Here is a 26,533-nt window from a genome sequence, read left to right on the forward strand (position 1 = left end):
GGCTCGGATTCCGTAAATGCGCGAATCGTCAATGAGACGAACCGTCTGATGCGTTACTGCCGCAAGAAGGGACTGGATTTTGAAGACCATGAAACGGTGCGCGAAACGATGGGACGCTGGTCGACGCGATTGACTGCGCTCCAGCCTCAATTCCGGATCGTGCAGCATGCATTCGAGCAAGCTATGTACGGCAGCAAGGCGATATCCCAGCAGGAAGCGGACCATGCAGCTGCCATGATGAAGCAAATCCGCGAGCATTTAGGGCGTTAAGCTGCAGCCGGCGAAGATGTGAAAGCATCGAGCCGGCTTTTTTGCAACAAATTCGCAAGTTATGGTATAGTTTGCGTGATAGCGATAACAGGGGAGTCGAAACTATGTTTGAACGGCTGTTGCCGCAAATGCGCGTCAATACCATATATGATATCAATCTGAATGCCCTGAAAGAGCAGGGCATCATCGGAATCATTACCGATCTCGATAATACGCTTGTCGGCGCAAAGGTGCCTCTGGCAACGCCGCAGCTTACGCAATGGCTGGACGATGTGCGAGATTCGGGCTTCAAGGTCGTCATCGTGTCCAACAACAACGAGACGCGCGTGTCCAAATTCGCCAAGCCGCTGAACATTCCGTACGTACATGCTGCGCGCAAGCCTGCGAACCGGGCATTCAACCGGGCGCTCGCTGAGCTTGGACTGCCTGCGGAGAAGACCGCCGTCATCGGCGACCAGATGATGACGGACGTGCTCGGCGGACGGCGAATGGGGTTGTTCACCATTCTGGTCAGCCCGATCGCGCCTAATGATGAAGGAATCATGACCCGTTTCAATCGGATGCTCGAGAAACTCGCCCTGTCTCGTCTGAGGAAAAAAGGGCTCTGGCCCGAGGAGGAACGTAAGTCATGACGAAACAGCAAGCAGAAGGCCGGTCCTGCGCCGGCTGCGGCGTAAAGCTGCAGACCGAATCTGTAGACCAGCTCGGTTACATTCCGGAAGGGGCACTAGCCAAAGAACCGCCGGTTTGCCAGCGGTGCTTCCGCATTAAGAATTATAATGAAGCGGCCTCCGTCGCCATTGATCAGGACGACTTCCTGAAGCTGCTGAGCGGCATTGCCGGCACGAACAGCCTTGTCGTGCATATCGTGGATTTGTTCGATTTTGAAGGCAGCTTGATTTCCGGTCTCCAGCGGTTCGTCGGCAATAATCCCGTGCTGCTTGTCGTGAACAAGATCGATTTGCTGCCGAAGAGCATTAACCCGAACCGGCTGCTCAATTGGGTGCAGAAGCAGACCAAGGCGCAGGGCCTAAAGGTCGTGGATATCGTCCTCTGTTCGGCGAAGCGGAATATCGGCTTCGAGCGCGTCATTGAATCAATCGGCAGACATCGCGGCGACCGGAATGTATATGTGGTCGGGGCGACGAATGTGGGCAAGTCTACGCTTATTAACAGGTTAATCCATGACTACAGCGACTTGGAACGCGAGCTCACGACATCCCGTTACCCGGGAACGACGCTTGACGCGGTTCATATTCCGCTTGATGACGGCAAGGAAATCATTGATACGCCGGGCATCGTCTACATGCATCGGATGACGGAAATCGTTCCGCGCGACGTGCTGGGCGCGCTGCTGCCGGACAAACCGATTAAGCAGCTCGTCTATCAATTGAACGAAGGGCAGACGCTGTTTTTCGGTGCGCTGGCGCGGTTTGATTTTATCGAAGGGGAACGTCAATCCTTCTCGCTTTATGTATCCAATGCGCTTCAGGTGCATCGGACGAAGCTGGAACGGGCGGACGAGCTGTTCGCGGAACATAAAGGCGAGATGCTTGCGCCGCCGTCACGGGAGCAGCTGGAAGAAATGCCTGCGTGGACACGCCATCGGCTGAATATTCGCCGCGGCACCGACACGGATATCTTCGTCTCGGGTTTGGGGTGGATTCATGTGAATGGCGCCAGCGGAGCTCTGATTGACATGCACGTACCCAAGGGCATTCGCGTCCTAACCCGCGAGGCGCTTATCTAAGCAGGGCATGGATGGTTCATGGAGGTTTGGGGGAGAGTGAGAGGGACAATGGGCAACGCGGTGGACAGTCATACCGTGCTATACAGCGTAATCGGCGATCCGATCCGGCATTCTAAATCGCCGATCATGATGAACCGCGCTTTTCGGGAATGCGGCATTAATGGGGTCTACACCGCCTTTCATATTACGACGGAACGTCTCGGCGATTTCATAGCTGGCGTCAGAGCCATGGGCATTCGAGGCGTTAACGTGACGATTCCGCATAAGCTGGATATCATGCCGCTGCTGGATGAAGTTCACGAGAGCGCCCACGCGATCGGAGCCGTAAACACCATTGTCAACAATGACGGTCATCTGGTCGGCTATAACACAGATGGGATTGGTTATGTCCGGTCCCTCAAAGAAGAAGTGCAGCCTGATTTGACGGGAGCGCGCGTGCTCATTGTCGGTGCGGGCGGAGCGACGAGAGGGATACTGTACGCGCTGGCCGGGGAAGGCGTCGCTTCCGTGACCATCTCGAATCGGACGGTTGCCCGCGCGCAGGAGCTTGCCGACGCATTCCGCGGTCTCGTGCCTTCCATTCGGGCGATTGGCCAAGACGAACTTCGAGATGCTTGCGCCGAGAGCGATATTGTCATTAATACGACCTCGCTCGGCATGTACCCGAATGTGGAGGCGACGCCGCTTGAAAGCGTCTGGCTGAGACCGGGAACCGTTGCCAGCGATTTGATCTACAACCCGCTGACGACGCGTTTCTTGGCAGAAGCGAAGGAACAGGGCTGCCGTATTCACGGCGGACTTGGTATGTTTATTTATCAAGGCGCTTACGCGTTCGAATATTGGACGGGACAGCCGGCACCGGCGGCAGCGATGCGGGAAACAGTGCTCGCGGCGCTCCAGTCCAATAGTTAATTTCATGAGAGAAGGAACACAACCTATGTTAACAGGCAAACAAAAACGTCATTTGCGCTCTCTTGCGCATCATCTTCAGCCTATCTTCCAAGTTGGCAAAGGCGGCACGAACGATCATCTCGTTCGCCATATCGTAGAAGCCATCGAAATTCGCGAGCTGATCAAAGTTTCCGTGCTCAATAACAGCTCGGACGATCCGCGGGAAGTCGGTCAATGGCTTGCAGAAGAATCCGGCTCAGAGCTCGTTCAAGTCATCGGCAAAACAATTGTACTCTACAAAGAATCCAAGGATCATAAAACGATCGAGCTTCCCTAAGAGGGCTTGCTTGTAGATGGATGCGAGAGGAGCTTCGGCTAGTGACAAAAGTAGGATTTATGGGGGGCACGTTCGACCCCGTTCATTACGGACATCTGCTAGCTGCCGAGACGGCAAGGGAAGCATGCGGCCTGGACGAGATTTGGTTCTTCCCATCCGGACAGCCGCCGCTGAAGGATAATGGTCCTCAAGCGGAAGGCGCTGCACGGCTCGAAATGGTATACCGGGCGATCGATTTTCAACCTCATTTCCGCGCAATGGACGTTGAACTGGAGCGGGAAGGTATCAGCTTCACGATCGATACGATCAAGTCGCTGCATGCGTTGTACCCTGGCCGAACCTTCAGCATCATTATCGGAACCGACCGCGTCAACGATCTGCCGCAATGGCACGAGATCGAAGAACTGGCCGATCTGGTCTCATTCATCGGCGTGACACGTGCAGGCGAAGTCTTCCAGTTGGAAGGACTGCCGGCATTCATCACAGAAAAGTTGACGATTGTGGAGATGCCGCTGATTGAGATATCCTCAACGGATATCCGGGCGCGAATTGCTTCGGGCCGTTCCATTCGATTTATGGTACCGGAGAAGGTGCATTCGTTCATCCGAAGGAATAGACTCTATGAATCGGAATGAGATGATGGCGGCTGTCCAGGCCGAGATGCCCGCGCGGCGCTGGAAGCATACGCTCGGCGTAATGGAAACTTCGATCGTGCTCGCAGAGCGCTTCGGCGGCGATCCTGTGAGAGCGGAGCAAGCGGCTATTCTTCATGATGTCGCGAAGTACTGGGCGACGTCGCGCATGGAAACGATTATTCGTGAACAAGCACTGCCGGTTGAGCTTCTTCGCTTCGATAAAGAATTATGGCATGCGCCGGTCGGGGCATTCATCGCAGAACGCGACTACGGCATATCCGATATTGAAATCTTGGATGCGATCCGCTTCCATACATCAGGCCGCGAGGGTATGACCTTGATGGACAAAATCGTGTGCTTAGCCGACTATATGGAGCCGGGACGCGATTTTCCCGGTGTCGATCGCATCCGAGAATTGGCAATGCAGCATTTGGATCAGGCACTGCTGGCCGGATTTGATTCCACGATTTCCTTCCTGCTACAGCAGGGCAAGCGGATCTTTCCGCTTACGATTGCAGCTCGGAACGATTTACTACTTCACCTCAAGGAGGCTGGGCAATGACATTGAACCCAGAAGGACTGCTGCAAGTTGTAGTTGCAGCTGCAGAAGAGAAGAAAGCACACAACATCGTAGCGTTGGATTTGAAAAACATTTCGCTCGTCGCGGACTATTTCGTAATCTGCCACGGGAATTCCGACGTTCAGGTTCAGGCGATCACGACGGAGATTCGCAAGCAAGCAGAATCCCGCGGCGTTCGCGTCCGCGGAATCGAAGGCACGGACAGCGGCAGATGGGTACTCGTCGACATCGGTGATGTCGTCGTGCACATTTTCCACCGCGACGAACGTGAATATTACAATATTGAACGACTTTGGTCCGATGCGAAGGTTGTGGAATTTGCATGAGCCTTATCGCAGGCACGATCATGAATCTCAGGGTGGCACGTGAAGTGTCGCCCTACGGGTATTTTCTGACCGACGGCGAAGCGGAAGTACTGATGCACTACACCGAAATCGTCGGCAAACGCCCAAAAATCGATAATTCGTATGATGTCTTTCTTTTTTTTGATTCCGAGGACCGCATCGCAGCGACCATGAAGACGCCGCTGATCCAACTTGGTCAAGTCGCAAGGCTGGCCGTTGCGGATATTCATCCGCGAATCGGCGCTTTTCTAGAGATGGGGCTTGGCAGGCAGCTGCTGCTACCGTTGTCGGAGCAGCCTGAGCTGAAGGAGCTCCGTCCGAAACGCGGCGATGAGGTGCACGTCATTTTGGCACATGACAAGATCGGCCGCCTCGTCGCGAAGACCGCGTTTGAGGAAGAGCTTGCCGAGCTTGCTTTCCATGCACCGTCTTCCTGGCATAACACGTGGGTCGAAGGCTGGGTGACCAAGACGCTGAAGATCGGTTCATTCGTGATGGTCGACGGCGGCGTGCTCGGCTTCGGCGCCTATGGGTTTATTCCGGCGGATGATCGGACCCGATTGCTGCGTCTCGGCGAGCGGGTTAAGGCACGGGTCACGTTCGTTCGCGAGGACGGGCGTGTGAACCTGTCCATGAACCAGCGCAAGGAAGTCGGCCGATTGGAGGATTCCGATCGGATTCTGGCTTTCATCAAGGAGCGTCCGAATGGGTCCATGCCTTATTCTGACGATACGCAGGCCGACATCATCAAGCAGAAATTCGGCATCAGCAAGGGTGCGTTCAAACGTGCGCTCGGCAAATTGATGCGCGAAGGGCTTGTGACGCAGGACGGAAACTGGACCAAGCTGACCGAACAGGCGGCGTCGTCGGAGAACAAGGACCATGAGACGAATCAGGCGCAGCCGGGCTCCCCGGAATAAGGGGGGCTGATCGGAATATGGAGGCTTATACGCAGTTTGCAGGCGTCTATGACCGGCTGATGGCGGAGATGCCATACCCGCAATGGCTGGCTTTTGCGGACGCATGCTGGGAGCGGTACGGCAGACCGAAGACGATCGTCGATCTAGGCTGCGGGACGGGCAGTATCGCCATTCCGCTCGCCCGCTCGGGCTTCAACGTATTCGGCATTGATCTGTCATCGGATATGCTGACGATCGGCCGCAGCAAGTGGGGTGACGCCGCAGCCGCCGGAAGCGTAACCTGGCTGCAGCAGGATATGACGGAATGGGAAATCGGCGAAGCGGCCGATGCCGTCATTTCGTTCTGCGACTGTCTTAATTATTTGACCGAAGAGGACGATGTGCTGCGTGCGTTCGCGGCAACGCATCGGGGGCTTAAGCCGGGCGGGCTGTTCCTGTTCGACGTGCATGCGCCGCGGACGCTGAGCCGCTATGCGGAAGAGCAGCCGTTCGTGCTGGACGAGCCGGATGTGGCCTATATTTGGACCTGCGAGCTGGACGAGGAACGCGTGGAGATCGAGCATCATTTGACGATCTTTGCTGAAGCGGAAGCCGGCCGGCGCGGCAAATATGCCCGCATCGAGGAAACGCATGTGCAGCGCGCTTACGACGCGGAATGGCTGCGGGAAGCGCTGCTTGCGACAGGCTTCAAGGCCGTCGAGATGTTTGGGGATTTCAAGCTGGAACCAGCCGATGATGAGACGGAACGGTTGTTTTTTGCCGCTGTAAAGTGAAATTTGACTGCTTTTGCAGCTTCTTGGGCGCTTCTTTCTTGACATGTGCCGATCGGCTTCATTATAATCGAACTAACCATTTTTATTTATAGGGAATTCCCTGTAAATGCTGAGGGATTGGAACTTGCACGGCCGGAGTTTCGTCCCGCAATAGGTGTTGAAGAGGAGCATTAGCTTCGGAACGCTGCGATCAGAGAGCCGGCGGAAGGTGCAAGCCGGACCAGTGTGAAGCGAACTCGCCTTGGAGCCGCATGTGAACAGCCCGCGATGGTCATTCGGAGGCTGGCAAGCATGCCGTTTCGCCCGCGTTAAGGGGAAAGAGTGAGCAGCCGGTAAAGCATACCGATCCTGCTAACTAGGGTGGTACCACGGGAGCGTAATCCTCTCGTCCCTAGCGATTATCGCTGGGGGCGGGAGGTTTTTTGTTTGTACAGGGGTGAACCTGCGCCAGGCGTAAGGTTCGGCGGCAGCCATTCAACTGCACAGGATAGATAATAGGGAGGCTAATGTAAGATGACACAGGAACGACAAGAACAGCAGGGCTACAACCCGCTAGTCATTGAACCGAAATGGCAGCGTTATTGGGACGAGAATGCAACATTCAAGACGACGGAGGATGCGGGGAAGCCGAAGTTTTACGCGCTGGATATGTTCCCGTATCCATCGGGAGCAGGTCTTCACGTCGGTCATCCCGAAGGCTACACCGCGACGGACATCGTGTCGCGCTACAAGCGGATGCGCGGCTACAACGTGCTTCATCCCATGGGCTGGGACGCCTTCGGACTGCCTGCCGAGCAGCATGCGCTCGATACGGGTGAGCATCCGCGCGAAATTACGGTGAAGAACATTAACAACTTCCGCCGTCAAATCAAATCGCTCGGCTTCTCGTACGACTGGGACCGCGAATTCAGCACGACGGATCCGGATTATTACAAGTGGACGCAGTGGATTTTCATCCAGCTGTTCAATAAAGGGCTGGCCTACGTTGCGGAAGTGCCGGTGAACTGGTGTCCGGCGCTCGGAACGGTATTGGCGAACGAAGAGGTCATCAACGGCCTCAGCGAACGGGGCAATCATCCGGTTATCCGCAAGCCGATGCGCCAATGGGTGCTGCGGATTACGGAATACGCGGAGCGTTTGCTCGAGGATTTGGAAGAGCTGGACTGGACCGAGAGCATTAAAGACATGCAGCGCAACTGGATCGGCAAATCCAAAGGCGCGGAAGTGACGTTCGCGATCGACGGCCACGATGCGGCGCTTGTCGTCTTCACGACCCGTCCGGATACGCTGTTCGGCGCATCGTACTGCGTGCTTGCGCCGGAGCATGAGCTCGTCGCGTCCATTACTACGGCTGATCAAGCGGCAGCCGTGAAGGAATATCAGGAAACGGCTGCGCGCAAGAGCGATTTGGAACGCACGGATCTGAACAAGGACAAATCCGGCGTATTCACGGGTGCTTATGCGATTAATCCGGTTAACGGCGCGCGCGTGCCGATCTGGATCGCGGATTACGTGCTTGCCGGTTATGGAACGGGCGCCATCATGGCGGTTCCGGGTCATGACCAGCGCGACTGGGAGTTCGCGAAGCAGTTTGATCTGCCGATCGTGGAAGTTGTCCAAGGCGGCAGCGTGAGCCAAGAAGCTTATGCGGGCGACGGCGCGCATGTCAACTCCGGCTTCTTGGACGGCTTGACGAACGAAGCGGCGATTGCCCGCGCGATCGAATGGCTGGAAGCGGAAGGCAAGGGCCAAGGCAAAGTGACGTATCGTCTGCGCGATTGGCTGTTCAGCCGCCAGCGCTACTGGGGCGAGCCGATTCCAATTCTCCACCTGGAGGACGGCACGATGAAGCCTGTTCCGGACGATCAGCTTCCGCTTCTGCTGCCGGACGTCGACCAAATCAAGCCGTCTGGCACGGGCGAATCGCCGCTTGCGAACGTAACGGAATGGGTGGAAACGATCGATCCCGAAACAGGCCTGCGTGCGCGCCGCGAGACGAACACGATGCCGCAATGGGCGGGCAGCTGCTGGTATTACCTGCGGTTCATCGATCCGCATAACGACAAAGAGCTCTGCTCCAAAGAGAAGCAGAAGGAATGGCTGCCCGTCGATCTGTATATCGGGGGCGCGGAGCATGCGGTGCTTCACTTACTCTACGCGCGCTTCTGGCATAAAGTGCTGTACGATATCGGAGTCGTAGATACGAAAGAGCCGTTCCATAAGCTCGTCAACCAAGGTATGATACTCGGCACCAACAACGAGAAAATGAGTAAATCCCGCGGCAATGTCATCAATCCGGACGATATCGTGGGCGAGTACGGCGCGGATACGCTGCGTATGTACGAAATGTTCATGGGACCGCTCGAAGCGACGAAGCCGTGGAACACGAACGGCGTCGAAGGGATGTACCGTTTCTTGAGCCGTGTATGGCGGTTGTTCATTGGCGAGAACGGCGAGCTGAGCGAGAAAATCGGCGGAGAAGCATCTGATGCGTTCAAGCGCACCTGGCACAGAACCGTGAAGAAAGTGACGGACGATTATGAGAATCTGCGCTTCAACACCGCAATCAGCCAGCTGATGATTCTCGTCAACGACGCTTATAAAGCAGAATCGCTGCCTCGCGAGGCGGTGGAGCACTTCGTGCAGATGCTGGCTCCGCTTGCGCCGCATATTTCGGAGGAGCTCTGGTCGAAGCTTGGTCATACCGGTTCACTGACCTATGCGGCATGGCCGGCCTACGAGGAGGCTTGGACAGTCGACCAAGAAGTTGAAATCGTCGTTCAAGTAAACGGAAAAATCATGGACCGCATTGCCATTGCAGCTGACACCGATGAAGCCGAAATGGAACGCATCGCGAAAGCTTCGGACAAAGTTTCCGAAGCCATTGCAGGCAAGACGGTTCGCAAGCTGATTGTCGTGAAGGGCAAGCTCGTTAATATTGTCGTAGGTTAAGCGGCATACCATACAAAGAGGTGAACGACCTTTTAACGCAAAGCATGCGTTAAGGGCCGTTCACCTCTTTGCCGTAGAAGGAGACCGCGACGCGTTCCAAATCCTCGTGATATTTGGCATGCGTCGTCCGGATGACGCTGTTGAATACACCGTCAAGCTCGCGGTCCAAGAGGGCAAGCGCCTGCATAGTGATGCCTCCCGGTACGGCGACGCGTGCCTGCAATTCCTCCGGCGTCATATCGCCAGAAGTAAGCAGCTGCCCAGTGCCGAGCAGCATCTCGCTTGCAATTACACGGGCCTGCTCACGGGATATTCCGGTTTCCTCCACTGCCGCATCGATGAACTTCTGTAGCAGAAACGACATGAAAGCAGGTCCGCAGCTGGAGAGATCCGATACAATGCGCGCATGCGCCTCGTCGATTTGGAGCGGTTCGCTAATATACGAGAGCAATCCGTTCAAGCGAAGGATGTCGGCATCGGTCATCCGGCTGCCGTACATGCAGAGGGCTGTTCCGCTGCACATGTAATTCGTAATGCTCGGAATGACTTTGGCGACTTTGCAGGGCACCGATTCCTCCAGCTGCTCCAGCAGCACGGGGCTCGTGATCGAGATAATGAGCTGATTAGGAAGCAAAGCATCGCGAATGCCGTCGAGCACGTTTTTATATTCAAGCGGCTTTACACAGAGGAAAATGATATCCTGATCGATCACCGCATCGCGGTTCAAAGGGACGGCCTGCAGGCCTGGGTGGCGGTCCGCTAAGCAGACGGCCTTGGCGAACGTACGATTGCTGGCTGTAATTTGTGACGGCTTGAGTGCCCCCGATCCGATAAAGGTATCAATTAGCAGACTGCCCATGCTCCCAATCCCGATAAACCCGACATTCATCGCAATCCCTCCTAAGCGCTGTTGATGCAACAGCACGGCTTCAACAGCTTTTTGCAGATGCGGCTTCCTGACCCATACGGTTATCGCTTATCGGTACCGGAATGGGCTTACGAACAAACGTGTGTCATTATCATGCTCTTGCTACATTATGCGGGCGGGCAAGGCCGACATGACATTTTCAGAAAAATTTTGGACGGAAGGTCCGTCCTGAGAGGTTGGCGTTTCATATGAAGCAGTCCGGATTTGGCACGGCGCCTAGGAAATTGAATGTTGTAATAGCAGGTATGATTGCAGCTGCTGTTATTTTGGTTGGAGCCGCAATCATGCATCGCGGTGATGCCCCGCAGCCGGCTTGGACGGCGGTAAACGCCGAGGTAGACCGGGCGCTTGCCCCTCTTGAGCAGCGTCTCGCAGACAAGGCGGAGCACCAAGACGGAGGCAGCAAGAAAGTGCCTAACGGCGACACAGCCGAGGCAGCGCAAGGCAAGCCGGATCAAGCAGTGTCTGAAGTGAAGCGAGCTGCCGAAGAAACACACGGGTCAAGCACCGTTCAGGACTTGCCGGCTGCGCAGGATGCCGAGACTGAGGCGCCTCCAGCTGAAAGCCCCGCCAAAGCGAATAACGCTGGTAAAATCGATATTAACCATGCGAGAGCAGCCGAGCTTGACGCGCTCCCCGGAATCGGCGCATCCAAGGCGGCCGCGATCGTCGCCGACCGGCAGAAGAACGGGTTGTTTCAGCATGTCGAAGATTTGCTCCGCGTGAAGGGAATTGGTCCTAAATTGCTAGAAAAGATGAAGTCTTCCATTGTTCTCCAGCCCTGATTATGCGACAATAACAGGGATAGCGGCCTACGCCGACTGTCAATTCCGGTGAGGAGGAATACTCAAATGTCCGAGCAACGAAAGCTTTCGATTGAAACGCTGTCCGTACACGGAGGCCAGGAAATTGACCCGACGACGCTTTCCCGCGCAGTACCGATATACCAAACGACATCATACGGTTTCCGTGATACCGATCATGCCGCCAATCTGTTTGCACTGAAGGAATTCGGAAACATCTACACCCGTATCATGAACCCGACAAGCGATGTGTTCGAGAAGCGGATCGCCGCACTTGAAGGCGCCCCGGCTGCGCTGGCTGTCGCATCCGGACAAGCTGCCATTACATATTCGATTCTGAACATTGCCGGAGCCGGCGATGAAATCGTCTCCGCCACGAGCCTATACGGCGGTACGTACAACTTGTTCTCAACAACGCTGCCTAAGCTCGGCATTACGGTGAAATTCGTGGATCCGTCCGATCCAAACAATTTTGAGGCAGCGATTACAGATAAGACCAAAGCCTTGTTTGCCGAGACGATCGGCAATCCGAAAGGCGACATTCTTGACATTGAAGCCGTAGCTTCCATTGCCCATAAACATGGGATTCCGCTTATCATTGATAATACGTTCCCGAGCCCGTACTTGTGCAGACCGATTGAGCACGGAGCGGATATCGTCGTTCATTCCGCGACCAAATTCATCGGCGGTCACGGCACGTCGATCGGAGGCGTCGTTGTCGACAGCGGCAAATTCGACTGGAAAGGCAGCGGCAAGTTCGCGGGCCTGACGGAGCCGGATCCTAGCTATCATGGCGTCGTTTATACCGAGGCGGTTGGACCGATTGCTTATATTATCAAAATGCGCGTACAGCTGCTTCGCGACATGGGTGCTGCTCTTGCGCCATTCAATTCGTTCCTGCTGCTGCAGGGACTAGAGACGCTTCATCTTCGCATGGAGCGCCATAGCGCGAATGCACTTGCCGTCGCACAATTCCTCGAAAATCATGAAGCTGTAGAATGGATAAATTATCCAGGCCTGCCCAGCCATCCGTCTTACGATTTGGCGCAAAAGTATCTGCCAAAGGGACAAAGCGCAATTCTGACATTCGGCATCAAGGGCGGCCTGGAAGCCGGCAAGAAAGTCATCAACTCCGTGGAGCTGTTCTCGCATCTGGCGAATGTTGGCGACTCCAAGTCGCTTATTATTCACCCGGCGAGCACGACGCACCAGCAGCTGGACGAGAACGAGCAAATTGCCGCAGGCGTGGCACCGGGCATGATTCGTTTGTCCGTGGGCACCGAAGGCATCGACGATATTTTGCATGATTTAACACAAGCATTGGCGGCAAGTCAAGCGTAAGCAAGCGCCGTAGCTCGGAAAGGATGGCATACAGGGAAATGACAGCAGAGGGACAAGACATCATGAGAAAAGACTGGGATACGTATTTTATGGACATCGCTTATATGGTTTCGACACGATCGCGTTGTCCGCGCAGGCATGTGGGGACGGTGCTCGTACAGGGCAAGAAGCTGCTCGGAACCGCCTATAACGGCGCGCCGATGGGCGTCGCAGACTGCTCGGAGGACGGCTGCATGATCGTCGAGGAGCTGGAGATGAAGGAGGAGGACGGCGTGGAGCGCATGGTCAAGAAGCAGCGCTGTATCCGAACGATTCACGCGGAGCAAAATTTGCTTCTCTTCACGGACCGGATCGACCGCGAAGGCTCCACCGTCTACGTGACGGATCAGCCCTGCTGGACATGTGCCAACATGCTGGCAAACAGCGGCGTGAAGGAAATCGTCTATCACCGCATATACGCGAAAGACAGCGAGAAGGTCATTTCCCTGATGCAGGTCAAAGGTATTGCGTTCCGCCATATGCGCGTTTATGAGCCGCCGGCTCAAGCCGGCATGCATGTGATTTCGTAAGCGGCAACCATGAGGAAGAACCTCTGGCTGCGCCATAGCAAGGTTTCTGCCCCGACGGGGGATGAGGCTTTCTGCGGTGCGGTTGGAGGTTTTTTTGGTTTGGATGCTAAGAGAAAGGAGTGGAATGCGATGGAACGGAGGCTGCTCGTTTGGTTTACGGTTTGCTGGGTGCTGGGCAGCGCCGCAGCTTCATCCTTGTCCGGCCCCGGCACCGTGCTGGCCGGTGCCGGGCTGCTGGCGGCGCTGGCCGCAGCCGCCCTGCTGCGGCGCTCGACCTGGCCGGCCGCCGCAGCTTGCTTGGCGGCGTACGGCTTGGCTGCCGGGCAGCGGATGTGGGCCGATGCCCGCAATGTTACCTCGCTGCCGGTGCAGTACTCGGCGGCGATTCAGTCTTCGCCGGCGGCTGCTGCGGTTTATGCAGCGGAACTGGCGGGGGTGATCGTGTCGGCGCCGGAAATCGACGGCGACCGTGTGCAGTTTCGCGTGGCGGGGCGAAGCATCTCGCTAACCGGTAGAGATGCGCCGTCGTCGATCGAGCTCGGCGGGGAGCGCATGCTCGTGCAGGTCAAGCTCGCGGCGGAAACAGAGCTGCGAATCGCCGCGGGGTGGCGGCGCGGGCAGCAGGTGAACGTCACCGGCGAATTGTCGGTTCCCGGCAGCAGTACTAATTTCGGCGGCTTTGATTATCGCCGATACCTGCTCGGCCAGCGCATCCACTGGCTGCTGGGCGCGGACGGCGCTGCCGCCGTCCGCGCAAGCGCCGGCTCCCGCCTAAGCTTGGCCTCGCAGCTGCAGCATATGGATGCCGTGCGCGCCGCGCTCGGCCGGCGAATGGACGCGCTTTATCCCGGCGTCCAAGGCGGCTACATGAAAGGCCTCGTCCTCGGCATAAGCGAGGATCTCGATCCAACGATGTTTCGTCAGTTTTCGCAGCTCGGTCTCACGCATATTCTGGCCATATCAGGCTTGCATGTCGCCGTGTTTCTTTATGTGCTCGGCGGCCTGCTGCGATTGACTCGCATGACGCGGGAGCGTATGCTGCTTATCTTGATTGCGGCCGTGCCGTTCTATGTTCTGCTTGCGGGCGCATCCCCGTCGGTCGTTCGATCCGGTATCATGGCCATGCTCGGCTTGGCTGCGGCGCGCATGCACAAACTCAAGGACGGCCTGCACCTGCTGGCAGCCGCTGCGCTGCTCATGCTCCTATGGGATCCGTATATGCTGGGAAACGTCGGCTTCCAGCTGTCATTTCTCGTAACGGCCGGTCTCATTCTAGGCGCCATGCCGGTGCGCAGGCTCTTCCCCGGCGGTAATCCGTGGTGGAAGGGAGCGCTGTTCGATCTGCTATCCGTAACTATGGTCGCTCAAGCCGTATCACTGCCGCTTACGCTATACTATTTCAACGGCTTGCACCTGCTGTCCGTTGCGGCGAATCTCGTGCTGGTGCCGTTTATCAGCTTCATCGTCATGCCGCTTGGCGGAGCTTCGCTGCTGCTGGATGGTATGTGGCATCCAGCAGGTGTGCTCCTAGCCGAGATCACGGCCATTGGCAATGAGTTGACGTTCGGCTTCGTCTTCAAACTGAGCGAGATGAAGAGCTTTCGCCTGATATGGGCGACACCTGCGCTCTGGTGGGTGGCCGGTTATTATGCGGCGCTTGCAGCGTTGTTCTTCTTATTAAAGCGGCGCCAAGAGAATCGTACGGCCGCGGAACAGGGGAATGTTTTGGCCGATTCGAACATCGCGGCAGCGGCGGCAGAGTCAGGCTCGAAGGGATCGTTTGCTTCTGCTTTATCAGGGACTGATGCGCCTACGCAGCCGCTCTCAGGCTTGCTGCGTTCGGCGGTCCCGGCCGGTGCATCGACACCGTTCATCACGCTGCCATTGGCAGCCTCCTCGCGGCGATTTGGTGCGCTGGCGCTGGTGGTTGCGATAGCAGCACTTGCCGCTCTATTGATCGGGGCATACGCACCGGACTATGGCGACCGCAGCGCTTATGTGGACTTCTTGGATGTCGGGCAAGGCGACTCCGTCTATATACGGACACCGGAAGGCCGGCATATTTTAATCGACGGCGGCGGAGCGGTTTCCTTCGGCAGCAAGGAATCGTGGAGGCAGCGAGCTGATCCGTTCGAGGTCGGTCAGAAGCTGGTCGTGCCGCTCCTGCAGCAGCGCGGCGTTCATCACATCGATCTGCTCGTTCTCTCGCACCTCGACAGCGACCATATCAAGGGTCTTCAAGCCGTCGTCGACGCCATTCCGGTTCGAGCGATTCTATGGAACGGAACGGTCAAAGCGTCCAAAGACGCCGTTTCACTGCTTCGCGCGGCGGTAGATGCACGAATTCCGCTGTATCAAGCCGCGGAAGGACTTACTTGGACGATGGATTCTTACACGAGCTTGCGGTCGATTGGAACACCTCCAGGGATTAGTCAAGCTGAGGCCGCTGCGCACATCGTTCCCGACATTGAGGAACAGAACGGTCAGAGCGTTGCCCTGCTCATTACGCTTTATAACCGGCAGTTTCTATTTACGGGCGATGCGGATGCGGCGGAAGAACATGCGATTCTGGAGCAGCTGCAAGCGGCGGGGGAGCAATCTGAAGAGGCTGCGGCGGCGAACCAGTACCCCATCGACGTCATGAAAGTATCGCATCATGGGAGCAAATCCTCGACCTCGGATGAATGGCTCGCCTATTGGAAGCCGGACGCGGCGGTCATTTCGGTCGGACGCAGCAATACCTACGGACATCCGCACCAGACCGTCGTTTCACGGCTTCAAGAGAGAGGTGCTGCCATTTACCGTACGGACTCCGGAGGCGAAATCCAGTTCCGAATCCGTCCTTCGGGCATACTGGAGCATCGAGAGCGGCTTTTGGAGCATCATGATTAGTGCCAGAGTAAGCCTTTGTTGAAATCTCTCTGATTCTATTGAAAAATAAGGTAGAAATACTGCGCCACGGAATGATTACATCAGCCCGTTCTGAGCAATTTTCAGAACCTACATATCGAAATAAAATGGATTAAATTGTATTTAAAATGAATAATCATGCTATTAAATAAGAATTTTCAAGGGAATATGCCCCTTTAACTGCTTTCAGGCTATGATAGACTTTGATATAATGGCCTAACAAGAATGTAGTTTATCACCAGGGGGCATGTATTACTTTGTCAGTTTTCGATGAACAGCGGACAACTATACACTATCAATTTATGCGGTCGGACGCTCATGCTGCCGAAACCATTATGCTGCTGCATGGAAACGGTCTAAATAGCTCGCATTGGGGAAGCTTGACTGCAGACTTGAACCGAGAATATCATCTGCTGTTAATCGATTTGAAAGCTGGCAGCGAAGAGTCAATAAGTTGGGATCTGCTCTGCGAGGAGTTATCGGCAGTTACGACGCAGCTTGGCTTAACGTCTATCCATATCATCAGCCATGCATTCGGAGGATCTCTCGGCATTGCGTTTGCCGGCCGGAATAGTCAGCTCGTCAAATCGCTCATATTGATCTCGATCGTTGTGTTCTATCCCTCGACTGAGTGGAATCAAATCGTGGACGAATATCAGAATGCCATTAAGCGGTTCGGTTTTCAAGAAGTCATTCACCGCGAAGTTCTTCCGTACTTGACGCTATTAGGCGAGGATGACGAGAGAGTGAAGTCTATCAAGCAATCCTACGATGAAATGGATGAGCGCGCTTATAATAAATTGTTTACGCTTCAAATGCTCGATCGGCCCATAGAGGAAGCACGGAGTCTGGAATGTCCCGTATTGCTGCTGGCAGGCGAGCGGGATCAATTATACTTGCCAATGCTTCAATCCATTACGACGAGTTATTTTAAGATGGGGAGCTTCCTCATCGTGCCTAATTCGGCGAATGCGGTATTTATCGATCAGCCGCAGCTGTCGGCGCAGTGGATGAGGGACTTTATTCGCAAAGCGGCCGATGCCAAACAAACCCAGGTACCTAAGCCCAAATCCAGTATGACCAGCTACTTGCCGTCGCTTGTACAGACGAGCTTGCTGCCTGCACTGGAAACGCTATCATATCCGCAGCAGCATGTTCTGAAGCTATCACTGCTTCATACCTTCCAGGTTCATATCAACGGCATCCCAGTCACGGAGGGCTGGAACAAACGTTATGCGAAAAATATTATCGCCTATTTGGCGATGCATCCTTCATGTACAAGGGAAGAGCTGTGCGAATGCCTGTTTCCCCTGCTGCCGCGCAGCATTGCATTAAATAACGTAAAAGTGTATTTGGGTCATTTGAAGAAGCTGCTGCTGCTGCCCACTGGAGCTTCGCTTCTTCAATCCAGCCATGGACAGATCTTTCTGGATGCGAAGATCGAATGCGATTTGCAAGCCTATCTGGCAGCAGTCAAGAGCCTATCCCACTCCGAAGACAGTGCGGGGAAATATGCCTCGGCGCAGGAGCTGCTCCAGACAATCGGCACCGCAGGATTAAATTCCGGTATCAATGATCCGTGGTTTGCGGACTGCAAGCGTGAGATGGAAGATCTGCTTGTGCGGCTATCGAATTGGTGCGCATCATGGGATTCAAATTCGAAGGCGTGAATTTATTGAATCGCTTACTTCGCACTGCACCTGAACAGCAGCAATGAATTCCAAGGCGTCTCAAAGGGCATCCTGATTATCAGAGATCTCAATGGTCCTATAGAAGAGCTTTGAAAAGGGGCGATTTATTTTGAACGGGAAAATACGTATGGGGATGATCGGATCGCTGCTGCTGTGCTCGGCTGCGCTTGCTGCTTCGGGATGCGGGAAGTCAGCGAATTCGAACAACACGAACACGAATACAGGCTCAACGAATAATGCCGGCTCGGGCGGAGGGCAGGCCATTACGGTCAAGGCAACCAACTTCAAATTCGACCAAACGGAGATTCATGTGAAGAAGGGTGATAAGGTCACCATTAAACTTGTGGACGAAGCAGGGTTCCATGGGTTCGCAATACCTGACTACAACGTGGATATTAAGGAAAATAACGGTACCGCTACTTTTACGGCGGATAAAACGGGTGAACATCCTTATCATTGCTCGATCGTTTGCGGATCGGGCCATGCCAATATGGTCGGCAAATTAATTGTCGATTAAAGCAGTTGAGTATGACCTGAAATACCTGGTTTATTACGAAACAAGGAGCTGTCCGGAATCGGACAGCTCCTTGTTTTATGTCTACATGCAGCATTCAGCATATTTCTTTGATTTGCTTGGCCAAATGGATACGCTGAAGCTTCAGCTTCCAGATGATCTCCCTGATCGTCGTTTCTTCCTCATTACTGGTGCTTTTCTTCATCAGCGCGAATAAATCCATCATTTTATTATTGATGTCGTTGAATTCCCGCCAGAGCTGCTCCTTCGTTGCTTCGCGCACATCCTCGGCATAAGCTTCATCTGTCCGGTTCAGCGCTTCTACAATTTCAGCCTGCCATGTTGTATCGCCAAGCGCCAATGCGTAATTATATAAATCCAGGTAGTCATCGACTCTTCGTTTGCGCCATTGATCTTGAGCTAATGTCATGGTGAAGACCCCTCCGCCGCTGATTATATACCTAGCATTATACTCGGATTTATTCTGAATTCAAGCCGAAATTCAACCGGACCAGTAAGCTGCATGACTCTTCTATTTGAAGTTGTACCCCAAAGCGCCAGGTTTGACACATCTGTGGTCTGATGGTATTGTTTGAGGCATTAATGGAAGGGGGAACTGTGCAGTATGCGTACGATTGTTTCCGTTCATGCTTTCAATCAAGAACAGGTCAAAGCTATTCAAGACGCACTGCCGGGCGCTTCCTATACGGATGTTTCGGGCATGGAACCCGAGGAAGCAAGGGAGCGGCTTATCGCTGCGGAGATCATTCTCGGCTGGAACCGCGACGTGAAGAAGATTTTATATACTGACGGGCCGGCATTGAAATGGCTGCAGAATTTGGGAGCGGGTGTTGATCATATACCGCTTGACCGAATTGCGGCGCTTGGCGTCGTCTTGACGAATGCATCCGGCGTGCACCCTTCCCCGATTTCCGAAACCATATTCGCAATGCTGCTCTCCCTGACCCGAGGTGTTCATACTGCCGTCAGGAATCAGCAGTCAAGCGCGTGGAAGCCGAATGAACGGCTGGGAGAAGCGCATAACAAAACCATCTCGATAATAGGCGTAGGAGCGATCGGACTGGAAACAGCCAAAATTGCGAAAGCGTTCGGCATGAATGTGCTTGGAATCCGTAAGTCGGGAGAGGCTGCGGAATGGGTCGATCGCATGTATTCGGTTAACGAGCTTGGCGAAGTGCTCGCGCAGAGCGATTATGTCGTTAACTGCCTGCCGCTGACACATGAGACGAAGCATTTGCTGGGTCGCGAGCAGTTCGAAGCTATGAAGCCGTCCGCGTATTATATCAACATTGGCCGCGGAGGGACGACGGATACGAGCGCGCTGGTGGACGCGCTTCAGAGCGGCAGCATCGCCGGCGCTGGCCTGGATGTATTCGAACAAGAGCCGCTGCCTGCCGATCATCCGCTTTGGCAGCTGGATAACGTGATGATTACGCCGCACGAATCCGGCAATACGGCGTATTATTTCGAGCGCGCGCTTGAAATTGTATTGGATAATTTGGCGCATTATCGTCAGAACGGTACGCCAGGACGGAATATTGTCGATTATCGATCGCAATATTGAATCGCTGTTCGCAGCAATAGCTTTGCTAATGAAAAAGCATTAGCAGCAAATGATTCGAGTGCCGTACAACTGCTGGAAAAACGCTGGCAGGGTGTACGGTTCTTTTGTTTTCTGCTATTCTTTTGATGTGGTCTATGTAAATGGATTGAAAAGAAATTGCATAAATTTTCTATAAAGATTAATTGAAACGTTGTGCAACATTATACGGACCTTACGCGTCTGTAAGGTTGCAAGAGGGGGGATCCTCCGTGGTAGAGCCAGGCCTTATCAAAGCCGCGCAAGCCGGCGATGGCGAAGCTCTTATTTCTCTATTGCGTGAGATTGAGAATCACGTTTATCGGACAGCTTATTATATTGTAAATAATGAGCAGGATGCGATGGACGCTGCTCAAGAAGCACTTATTCGCATTTATACCAAAATCGGCACGTATGAGGAAAAAGCGCAGTTTAAAACGTGGGTCCAGCGGATCGTTACGAATATATGTATCGATAAATTCCGCCGGAACAAGCCTACGGTCTCCATTGACGAGCATGACTTGGTGTTTCAGGACACCCATTCCGTAGAAGAGGAAGTTCTGTCCTCTTATGCGTCTCAGGATATCCGCCAAGCGATCGACAAGCTCCCCGAGCATCACAGGGCCGTCGTCGTACTGAGATACCTGCAGGATTTCTCGTATAATGAAATCGCGGAATCGCTAGACCTTCCGCTGAACACGGTCAAATCTTACTTATTCCGGGCGAGACAGCAGCTGCAAACTTATCTGCATGATTATCAGAGAGGGGGTGTCCGAGGATGAATTGTCAAGAGGTGATGGACTATATGCAAAGGCAGCTTGACGGGGACCTTGATGAACAGGAAACCGAAATCTTGATGACTCATACACGGCAATGCTCCGAATGCGCGGCCATGTTCGAGCGGCTCAAGCTGCTTTCTTCAGGACTGGAAAGCTTACCGAAGGTAACGCCAAGCTATAGCTTAGTTGATGCGATACTGCCTCGATTGGCCGAGCTTCAAACAACGGCCGATCTTCCAGGCCATGTGCCTCACATCGTTATTGCAGGTGAACCTGTGTCTCCTGCAGGACAGACAGCACCGGCGAAGAACCGTTGGAAGAAATGGCTCCCCGTATCCGCGTTGGGCGGTGTCGTAGCGGCCGGCGTGATGGTGGGGATGTTTTTCCTCAGCCATCAGTCGAACTATTCGCTTATCGACAATGACAGCGGGATTTCGGTTGCTGACTCAGCTGCTTCCAACAGTTCGGCATCCACGGACGATTCTGCCGATGCCAATACGTCTAAGATGACGGACGGGTCGGATCGGGCAGCAGCGGCTGATGAGGTACCGGCGGCTCAAGGGGCAGCGAACAACAAGGTTGAGCCGGATACCGTCGTATCGAAAAAGGGCGCGGCACGGAATGTAGATCCGAACGGCGAGACGATGCCGCCATTATCGAATGGTGACGTGGCGCGTACTGAGGTTGAAGGAAGCGCGAATACGCCGAATTATGAAGTTTCCACGGACAGCAATTTGTCGCCTGCGGCAGACTCGGCTGGAAACAGCACGAAAGCAGCGGGTGGGACAGCCGCGAGTACGGATAAGCACGGTACGGAGTCCGATAAGGAGCAAGCCTTCACGTCTTCAGCCGTCATGGCTTCGCCAATTTCGGTCGACAATAAGTTTCAGGCGTTTATCGTTGACAATTCGGTGAAAATCTACACGGTCAGCGATAGCTTGATGATCTTTCAAAGCGTCACACGAACCGGCATTTCGAACCTGAAATGGGCGGCGGACAGCACATCGTTGACATACGAGGCTGTTTCGGCTGACGGTTCGAAGCATACGTACGTCGTCGACCCCAATGCGGCGACAGAGCAGGAACAAGTACAATCTATCAAATAATGATTTTGCCCATGCACACATGACGTGACAGCCGCGTATGGTGTAGGGTAGAAGAAGTCATGGGACGTTCGAGAGCAGCCTTGACGTCGTATGACCATTCGCAGCCGGTACCATGGACCGATCGCTGGCGAATGTTTATATAGATGTTCGGGGACAAAGGGATGAAGTGCAAGCCGCTTCATCCCTTTGTTGCGTTTTCTGCGGAATGACGCTATCGTAGGAATGACGGTTCAAAGGGGGATTTACGGGTGGAAATCAAAGACGCCGCAAAGGAATGGAAGGCGGGACAGTTCAGGCCGGTCTATGTGCTGTACGGGAAGGATCGCTACCGAATGCGCCAATTCATCGACGCCTTGACGGACAAGCTGCTGCCGCCGGAAGAGCGTGAGCTTGGTATCGTGAAGTTCGATACGGCCGAGACGCCGATCGAGGAAGCGGTCGCCGAAGCGGATACGCTGCCGTTCTTCGCTTCGCGCAAGCTGGTGCTCATTCGGGATGCTTCCGTACTGGCTGCCGCTCAGGGGAAGGAAGGCAAGCTTGAGCACGGGACGGATTCGCTCCTCGCCTATTTGAAGCAGCCTTGCGAGAGCAGTGTCGTCGTCTTCCAGGTGATGGCTGAGAAGCTGGATGAGCGCCGAAAGGTTGTGAAATGGCTGAAGGAGCAGGATGCGCTGATTGCGTTCCAAGAGCTTCAGGAGAACGAGCTGCTGCAGTGGACGGTCAAGCGGGCGGAAGAGCAAGGCAGAACGATGGGCCGCGAGGCGGCGCAGCTGCTTCTAGCAAGGACGGGGACGAGTATGCAGCATCTTGCGCATGAGGTAGATAAGCTCTGCCTGCATGCCGGCAGCGGCGGCACGATATCGAATGAGGACGTGGAGCATCTGATTGCTTCGACGGTCGAAGAGGACGTGTTCGCGCTTATTGACGCTATGGCGTCCCTGCATGTGGAGAAGGCGCTCAAGTTGTATGCTGAGCTCCTGCTTCGCCGCGAAGAGCCGATCAAGATCGCGGCTCTGATCGCGAGACAGTTCCGCATCATGCTGCAGGTGAAGGAGCTGGAGCAGCATAACTACTCCCCGCAGCAGATGGCTGGACAGCTGGGGCTGCATCCTTATGCCGTTAAGCTGGCTGCAGAGAAGGCGAAGCGATTCTCCGCACAGACGCTCGGGAAGCATCTGAGCAAGCTCGCAGAGCTGGATTACGGCATGAAGACGGGACGCGTCGATAAGACGCTGGGTCTTGAACTGTTCCTGCTGTCGCTGGCAGCCTGACGTGCTGTGGAAGCGCCTGGCGCTTGATAAATGCATTAAAAAAGTCCTGCCTTTCGCCGAAGCGAGAGAGCAGGACTTTCGTTTGTTTGGTTTAGGCTTGAGCGCTAAGTGCGTTCAGCTTTTTAGCCAGACGCGACTTTTTACGAGCAGCTGCATTTTTATGAATCAGGCCTTTAGTTGCAGCTTTATCCAGCTTCTTCGTTGCGTTGATCAAAGCTGCTTTGGCAGCAGCGACATCAGTAGCAACTACAGCTTGGTCAGCAGCTTTAACGGCCGTGCGGAGAGCTGATTTTTGCGAAGCGTTCAAAGCGCGGCGTTTCTCGATTGTCTTAACGCGTTTGACTGCGGATTTAATGTTTGGCATTGCATTCACCTCCTGTAAAAAGGGAAAACCCTTTGTAACAAACACAACTTGACACAGTGTACCATGGGCAATGACAAAAAGCAATAGCGCTTCCACCTTCAATTCTATGTATTCCGCGTACAGAGCCGCATAAATCGCACAGCGCTTCCGCAAACTACTGCCATACGACAATGGAAGGAGTGCCCTTATAAGATGACTGAACTGGATCTGCAGCGCTTTAACGTAGGAATAGATTTGGCGCTTGAAGCGAAAGAACTCGCGGAATCGGCAGGGAAAGGCCCAATTCCCGGCGTGCTGTCCGAGGTGACGGAGGATGGCGGTATTACGATTACACGGTTAGAGGTGACGACTGAGGAAGGCTCCAACATCATGGGCAAGATGATGGGGCATTATGTAACGTTTGAAGTTCCGGAGCTTCGCAAGCAGGATACCGGCCTGCAGGATCGCGTCGCTACAAAGCTGGCACAGGAGTTCGCGGCATTCTTGGACCGAGTCGGCATCAGCAAGACAGCCAATGTATTAATCGTCGGGCTTGGCAACTGGAACGTTACCCCCGATGCGCTGGGACCAATCGTTGTTGAGAACGCGCTCGTGACCCGGCATTTCTTTGAACTGATGCCAAATGAAGTCGCGCCGGGCTACCGGAATGTAAGCGCGGTCGCACCAGGCGTTCTTGGCATTACCGGCATCGAATCCAGCGATATCGTACAGGGCATCGTGGACCGTTCGAAGCCCGAGCTTATAATCGCCATCGATGCGCTGGCTTCCAAGGCGCTGGAGCGGGTCAATACGACGATTCAAATCGCGGATACCGGTATTCATCCCGGTTCGGGAATCGGTAACAAACGGCGCGGCTTGACTAAGGAAATCCTTGGTGTGCCCGTCATCGCCATCGGCGTGCCTACTGTGCTGTATGCTTCCACCATCGTCAGCAACAGCATTGATTTAATGCGTGAGCATCTGAGAAAGCATGCTAATCAGGCGGACAACTTTATGGGCCTGCTGGATGCGATTGACGAGAATGAGCGGCTGCAGCTGGTTCGCGAAGCGCTTGGCCCGCTCGGACATGATCTGCTGGTTACACCGAAGGAAATCGATCAATTTATTGAAGACATCGCCAATATCGTGGCAAGCGGGCTCAATGCTGCGCTGCACGAGGCTGTTGACAAGAGCAACGTCGCTGCTTACACCCACTAGCAGCTGGCAAGGGCAAGCCCGGTCCGCTTTAAGCAGTCCGGGCTTTTTTGCGTGCGAGGAGTGAGGCTTGGACTGGAACGAAGTTATCTTCGCTCTCTATGAATCTAGCAATTATGCAGCAGCTCATCATTCTAGTAAACTTTCGGTTCTATGAAACGGGTTGTCTTCATAAATTGATATTAGCCTGGTGAGCGAATATGGAACCTGCGCATTCTGAAGCTGGGAGGAACCAAGCGAATGAAACGAACGTTCATAACCTTGAATATCGGCAGAAGCAGCATTCGGCTGAGACAGCTGCTCGTTACCGGCCGCACCTTCGCCTTGTTGTCCTTAGGATCTATGGTCCTTGTCCTTGTGGTTGGCATCGGCGTTATCGTGCAGCAGAAGGCATCGACGTCCCCGATGTCAACGATGAAAGGCTTCGCCGCTTCGGTTTCCGGCGGGTTGTTCTCCGACATGCTGGCTATGGAAATGCCCGGCACGGCCAAAGCCGATACCAAATCGTCGATTACGGGCCGGCAAATCAGCAGCTTTCTGATTCGGCTGCTAACGGATATAAATCCTGATGATCCCAAAAGCCTGTTGGCTAGCCAGTACGCCGGCTTGTACAGCGATACGTTCACGCTGATCCGCCCTGGCTCTGGCACGGATGCGCTGGTTGAACCCGAGGATCAAGAACCGCTGCCGGATAACGGTCATGAAACGGCAGACAACGTTTCCGATTCCGACCGTCCGGATCATGACCCCGGCGATATAGGAGCAATAACGGAGGACGAGCCGTCCGAAGATACGGACGCACCTAATGACTCGGGCGACAACGATCCCAAGCCTTCCGCGAATGATCAGGGCGGGCCTGCTTTGCCTTCGACGAGCGGACGGAAGGTCGTATTCATCTATCACTCCCATATCCGTGAATCATGGTTCCCGGAACTCAGTTCGAGGAAAACGCCGGAATCCAAGGTAAAGAACATATCGCTTGTAGGCAAGCGTTTATCCGTGCAGCTGAATAAATTAGGCGTCGGAGCGCTGCAATCTTCTACGGACTATCCATCGACGATTAAAAATTACAATTGGCTCCTATCCTATAAATATTCGAAGAAAACGGTCGTCGACGCGATGGCAGACAATCAAGGATTGAAATTTTTCTTCGATATCCACCGCGATTCGTCAGAACGGAAGAATACGACCGTTACAATCGGCGGCGAAGATTACGCGAAAATCATGTTCATCGTCGGACAAGCCAATCCCGATTGGAAGAAGAACGAGGCCTTTGCAAGCGAAATCCACGACGAGCTCGAGAAATCCTATCCCGGCATATCCCGCATCTGGGGCAAAACGACGGCCAGCGGGAACGGCGAATACAATCAATCGCTTGCGCCCGACAGCGTGCTGATCGAAATCGGCGGCAAGGATAATACGCTCAAAGAATCGTACCGCACCGCCGACGTGCTGGCGAAAGTGATTGCAGATATTTACTGGAAGGCCGAGAAAGTATCGGCACCGAATACGAAATAAAAGGGGAGAAGAGCCATGCGCCGCCAAACGATGAAAACCGCCCTAGTCGGAGGAGCAGTCGCTTTGATCGTGCTGTTTGGAATCGATATTGCTTCTAGCGGAATTGAGAGAATCTATGGTCCCGTAGACCCAAGCGGCAGCATCAGCAGCGGCGTGCAGCCGCAAGCAGGGCAGGCCGGGCTGCTGCCGGAAGATGACAGGCTGCTTCCCGCACTGCAGCAGCGCACGGTCGCGGATGCCCAGCATGGACGGACGGAAGAAGAGATCCGCCGCGAATACGAACGACTGCTGCAGGAGGAGCTGGCCAAACGGCTGCCCGGCCTTCCAGAATTACGTAGCGAATCCACCGTAAATCAGGTGGCTGACGGTACGGCAGGCGTGCTGCAATCGATCTCCTCGAAGGGGATCCGCATGGTGGTTTCGCTTTTTGAGAAGGTAACGGATTGATGCCCCCTGTTCAAACTGATATAATGATACGATGATTAGCATATAG

The 26,533-nt window shown here is 54.4% G+C and carries 26 protein-coding genes; 23 read left to right on the plus strand and 3 right to left on the minus strand.

Annotated features, from left to right (window positions below; all coding sequences use genetic code 11):
• Positions 1-149 precede the first annotated feature (149 nt).
• From KXU80_RS27530 to leuS, 10 genes are all read left to right on the plus strand, one after another.
• Complete coding sequence (locus KXU80_RS27530; protein WP_374987810.1) at positions 150-902, plus strand: YqeG family HAD IIIA-type phosphatase; 753 nt, start codon at positions 150-152, stop codon at positions 900-902.
• On the plus strand, positions 899-2,020 hold the full coding sequence (yqeH, locus tag KXU80_RS27535; RefSeq protein ID WP_219836254.1) for a ribosome biogenesis GTPase YqeH: 1,122 nt from the start codon (positions 899-901) through the stop codon (positions 2,018-2,020). The genes KXU80_RS27530 and yqeH overlap by 4 nt, the downstream gene beginning before the upstream one ends.
• Before the next feature lie 48 nt (positions 2,021-2,068).
• Positions 2,069-2,932 (plus strand): shikimate dehydrogenase, encoded by an 864-nt coding sequence (gene aroE / locus KXU80_RS27540; protein WP_219839277.1) that lies wholly within the window; start codon positions 2,069-2,071, stop codon positions 2,930-2,932.
• Between the two features lie 25 nt (positions 2,933-2,957).
• Positions 2,958-3,248, plus strand: coding sequence for a ribosome assembly RNA-binding protein YhbY (yhbY, locus tag KXU80_RS27545; protein ID WP_219836255.1), 291 nt, complete (start codon positions 2,958-2,960; stop codon positions 3,246-3,248).
• Between the two features lie 41 nt (positions 3,249-3,289).
• Complete coding sequence (nadD, locus tag KXU80_RS27550) at positions 3,290-3,883, plus strand: nicotinate-nucleotide adenylyltransferase (RefSeq protein ID WP_258171180.1); 594 nt, start codon at positions 3,290-3,292, stop codon at positions 3,881-3,883.
• Positions 3,870-4,445 (plus strand): bis(5'-nucleosyl)-tetraphosphatase (symmetrical) YqeK, encoded by a 576-nt coding sequence (yqeK, locus tag KXU80_RS27555; protein WP_219836257.1) that lies wholly within the window; start codon positions 3,870-3,872, stop codon positions 4,443-4,445. Before nadD ends, yqeK begins: the two co-directional genes overlap by 14 nt.
• Entirely contained in the window at positions 4,442-4,789 is a 348-nt protein-coding gene (rsfS, locus tag KXU80_RS27560; protein ID WP_219836258.1) for a ribosome silencing factor, read from the plus strand. Before yqeK ends, rsfS begins: the two co-directional genes overlap by 4 nt.
• Positions 4,786-5,727 (plus strand): CvfB family protein, encoded by a 942-nt coding sequence (locus tag KXU80_RS27565; RefSeq protein ID WP_219836259.1) that lies wholly within the window; start codon positions 4,786-4,788, stop codon positions 5,725-5,727. The genes rsfS and KXU80_RS27565 overlap by 4 nt, the downstream gene beginning before the upstream one ends.
• Before the next feature lie 17 nt (positions 5,728-5,744).
• Complete coding sequence (locus KXU80_RS27570; protein ID WP_219836260.1) at positions 5,745-6,500, plus strand: class I SAM-dependent DNA methyltransferase; 756 nt, start codon at positions 5,745-5,747, stop codon at positions 6,498-6,500.
• 513 nt (positions 6,501-7,013) lie between these two features.
• The gene (leuS, locus tag KXU80_RS27575; protein WP_219836261.1) at positions 7,014-9,452 is read left to right on the plus strand and encodes a leucine--tRNA ligase; all 2,439 of its coding nucleotides are present in this window, start codon (positions 7,014-7,016) and stop codon (positions 9,450-9,452) included.
• A gap of 49 nt (positions 9,453-9,501) precedes the next feature.
• Here leuS and comER read toward each other — a convergent pair whose 3' ends face one another.
• Positions 9,502-10,341 (minus strand): late competence protein ComER, encoded by an 840-nt coding sequence (comER, locus tag KXU80_RS27580; protein WP_219836262.1) that lies wholly within the window; start codon positions 10,339-10,341, stop codon positions 9,502-9,504.
• Between the two features lie 323 nt (positions 10,342-10,664).
• Here comER and KXU80_RS27585 point away from each other — a divergent pair, with 323 nt between their 5' ends.
• The 6 genes from KXU80_RS27585 to KXU80_RS27610 all read left to right on the plus strand — a co-directional run bounded on the left by KXU80_RS27585 (position 10,665) and on the right by KXU80_RS27610 (position 18,211).
• Positions 10,665-11,165 (plus strand): helix-hairpin-helix domain-containing protein, encoded by a 501-nt coding sequence (locus KXU80_RS27585; protein WP_219836263.1) that lies wholly within the window; start codon positions 10,665-10,667, stop codon positions 11,163-11,165.
• Between the two features lie 66 nt (positions 11,166-11,231).
• The gene (locus KXU80_RS27590) at positions 11,232-12,524 is read left to right on the plus strand and encodes a homocysteine synthase (protein ID WP_219836264.1); all 1,293 of its coding nucleotides are present in this window, start codon (positions 11,232-11,234) and stop codon (positions 12,522-12,524) included.
• A gap of 38 nt (positions 12,525-12,562) precedes the next feature.
• Positions 12,563-13,093, plus strand: coding sequence for a deoxycytidylate deaminase (locus KXU80_RS27595; protein ID WP_219836265.1), 531 nt, complete (start codon positions 12,563-12,565; stop codon positions 13,091-13,093).
• A 99-nt stretch (positions 13,094-13,192) separates the two neighbouring features.
• On the plus strand, positions 13,193-15,985 hold the full coding sequence (locus tag KXU80_RS27600; protein ID WP_219836266.1) for a ComEC/Rec2 family competence protein: 2,793 nt from the start codon (positions 13,193-13,195) through the stop codon (positions 15,983-15,985).
• 275 nt (positions 15,986-16,260) lie between these two features.
• A complete protein-coding gene (locus KXU80_RS27605) occupies positions 16,261-17,673 on the plus strand; it encodes an alpha/beta fold hydrolase (RefSeq protein ID WP_219836267.1) in 1,413 nt (470 codons plus the stop codon).
• 130 nt (positions 17,674-17,803) lie between these two features.
• Complete coding sequence (locus tag KXU80_RS27610; RefSeq protein WP_258171181.1) at positions 17,804-18,211, plus strand: cupredoxin domain-containing protein; 408 nt, start codon at positions 17,804-17,806, stop codon at positions 18,209-18,211.
• Positions 18,212-18,305: 94 nt separating this feature from the next.
• Here the strand turns inward: KXU80_RS27610 and KXU80_RS27615 are convergent, their stop codons facing one another.
• Positions 18,306-18,638 carry a hypothetical protein gene (locus KXU80_RS27615; RefSeq protein ID WP_219836268.1) on the minus strand — a complete coding sequence of 111 codons (333 nt, stop codon included), beginning with the start codon at positions 18,636-18,638 and terminating at the stop codon, positions 18,306-18,308.
• 195 nt (positions 18,639-18,833) lie between these two features.
• Here KXU80_RS27615 and KXU80_RS27620 point away from each other — a divergent pair, with 195 nt between their 5' ends.
• From KXU80_RS27620 to holA, 4 genes are all read left to right on the plus strand, one after another.
• A complete protein-coding gene (locus tag KXU80_RS27620; RefSeq protein ID WP_219836269.1) occupies positions 18,834-19,793 on the plus strand; it encodes a D-2-hydroxyacid dehydrogenase in 960 nt (319 codons plus the stop codon).
• A 248-nt stretch (positions 19,794-20,041) separates the two neighbouring features.
• The gene (locus tag KXU80_RS27625; RefSeq protein ID WP_219836270.1) at positions 20,042-20,590 is read left to right on the plus strand and encodes an RNA polymerase sigma factor; all 549 of its coding nucleotides are present in this window, start codon (positions 20,042-20,044) and stop codon (positions 20,588-20,590) included.
• Positions 20,587-21,693 carry an anti-sigma factor family protein gene (locus tag KXU80_RS27630; RefSeq protein WP_219836271.1) on the plus strand — a complete coding sequence of 369 codons (1,107 nt, stop codon included), beginning with the start codon at positions 20,587-20,589 and terminating at the stop codon, positions 21,691-21,693. Before KXU80_RS27625 ends, KXU80_RS27630 begins: the two co-directional genes overlap by 4 nt.
• A 248-nt stretch (positions 21,694-21,941) precedes the next feature.
• Positions 21,942-22,964: a DNA polymerase III subunit delta gene (gene holA / locus KXU80_RS27635; RefSeq protein ID WP_219836272.1), complete on the plus strand. Its 1,023-nt coding sequence runs from the start codon at positions 21,942-21,944 to the stop codon at positions 22,962-22,964.
• A gap of 91 nt (positions 22,965-23,055) precedes the next feature.
• Here holA and rpsT read toward each other — a convergent pair whose 3' ends face one another.
• The gene (rpsT, locus tag KXU80_RS27640) at positions 23,056-23,328 is read right to left on the minus strand and encodes a 30S ribosomal protein S20 (protein ID WP_219836273.1); all 273 of its coding nucleotides are present in this window, start codon (positions 23,326-23,328) and stop codon (positions 23,056-23,058) included.
• A 192-nt stretch (positions 23,329-23,520) separates the two neighbouring features.
• Here rpsT and gpr point away from each other — a divergent pair, with 192 nt between their 5' ends.
• The 3 genes from gpr to KXU80_RS27655 all read left to right on the plus strand — a co-directional run bounded on the left by gpr (position 23,521) and on the right by KXU80_RS27655 (position 26,487).
• On the plus strand, positions 23,521-24,525 hold the full coding sequence (gpr, locus tag KXU80_RS27645) for a GPR endopeptidase (protein ID WP_219836274.1): 1,005 nt from the start codon (positions 23,521-23,523) through the stop codon (positions 24,523-24,525).
• Positions 24,526-24,762: 237 nt separating this feature from the next.
• Positions 24,763-26,040, plus strand: a complete 1,278-nt coding sequence (spoIIP, locus tag KXU80_RS27650; protein WP_219836275.1) for a stage II sporulation protein P — start codon at positions 24,763-24,765, stop codon at positions 26,038-26,040.
• Positions 26,041-26,055: 15 nt separating this feature from the next.
• Positions 26,056-26,487, plus strand: coding sequence for a hypothetical protein (locus KXU80_RS27655; protein ID WP_219836276.1), 432 nt, complete (start codon positions 26,056-26,058; stop codon positions 26,485-26,487).
• Positions 26,488-26,533 lie beyond the last annotated feature (46 nt).

The organism is Paenibacillus sp. R14(2021) (assembly GCF_019431355.1).
GTDB lineage: Bacteria > Bacillota > Bacilli > Paenibacillales > Paenibacillaceae > Paenibacillus_Z.

What these genes read in the sequence shown, in the direction of transcription:
- KXU80_RS27595 (WP_219836265.1), top strand. Translation starts at nt 12,563, where the DNA reads ATGACAGCAGAGGGACAAGACATCATGAGAAAAGACTGGGATACGTAT.
- KXU80_RS27655 (WP_219836276.1), top strand. Translation starts at nt 26,056, where the DNA reads ATGCGCCGCCAAACGATGAAAACCGCCCTAGTCGGAGGAGCAGTCGCT.
- KXU80_RS27620 (WP_219836269.1), top strand. Translation starts at nt 18,834, where the DNA reads ATGCGTACGATTGTTTCCGTTCATGCTTTCAATCAAGAACAGGTCAAA.
- yqeH (WP_219836254.1), top strand. Translation starts at nt 899, where the DNA reads ATGACGAAACAGCAAGCAGAAGGCCGGTCCTGCGCCGGCTGCGGCGTA.
- aroE (WP_219839277.1), top strand. Translation starts at nt 2,069, where the DNA reads ATGGGCAACGCGGTGGACAGTCATACCGTGCTATACAGCGTAATCGGC.
- rpsT (WP_219836273.1), bottom strand. Translation starts at nt 23,328, where the DNA reads ATGCCAAACATTAAATCCGCAGTCAAACGCGTTAAGACAATCGAGAAA.
- leuS (WP_219836261.1), top strand. Translation starts at nt 7,014, where the DNA reads ATGACACAGGAACGACAAGAACAGCAGGGCTACAACCCGCTAGTCATT.
- KXU80_RS27630 (WP_219836271.1), top strand. Translation starts at nt 20,587, where the DNA reads ATGAATTGTCAAGAGGTGATGGACTATATGCAAAGGCAGCTTGACGGG.
- rsfS (WP_219836258.1), top strand. Translation starts at nt 4,442, where the DNA reads ATGACATTGAACCCAGAAGGACTGCTGCAAGTTGTAGTTGCAGCTGCA.
- KXU80_RS27565 (WP_219836259.1), top strand. Translation starts at nt 4,786, where the DNA reads ATGAGCCTTATCGCAGGCACGATCATGAATCTCAGGGTGGCACGTGAA.
- KXU80_RS27590 (WP_219836264.1), top strand. Translation starts at nt 11,232, where the DNA reads ATGTCCGAGCAACGAAAGCTTTCGATTGAAACGCTGTCCGTACACGGA.
- yqeK (WP_219836257.1), top strand. Translation starts at nt 3,870, where the DNA reads ATGAATCGGAATGAGATGATGGCGGCTGTCCAGGCCGAGATGCCCGCG.
- KXU80_RS27570 (WP_219836260.1), top strand. Translation starts at nt 5,745, where the DNA reads ATGGAGGCTTATACGCAGTTTGCAGGCGTCTATGACCGGCTGATGGCG.
- KXU80_RS27615 (WP_219836268.1), bottom strand. Translation starts at nt 18,638, where the DNA reads ATGACATTAGCTCAAGATCAATGGCGCAAACGAAGAGTCGATGACTAC.
- KXU80_RS27585 (WP_219836263.1), top strand. Translation starts at nt 10,665, where the DNA reads ATGCATCGCGGTGATGCCCCGCAGCCGGCTTGGACGGCGGTAAACGCC.
- gpr (WP_219836274.1), top strand. Translation starts at nt 23,521, where the DNA reads ATGACTGAACTGGATCTGCAGCGCTTTAACGTAGGAATAGATTTGGCG.
- comER (WP_219836262.1), bottom strand. Translation starts at nt 10,341, where the DNA reads ATGAATGTCGGGTTTATCGGGATTGGGAGCATGGGCAGTCTGCTAATT.
- yhbY (WP_219836255.1), top strand. Translation starts at nt 2,958, where the DNA reads ATGTTAACAGGCAAACAAAAACGTCATTTGCGCTCTCTTGCGCATCAT.
- spoIIP (WP_219836275.1), top strand. Translation starts at nt 24,763, where the DNA reads ATGAAACGAACGTTCATAACCTTGAATATCGGCAGAAGCAGCATTCGG.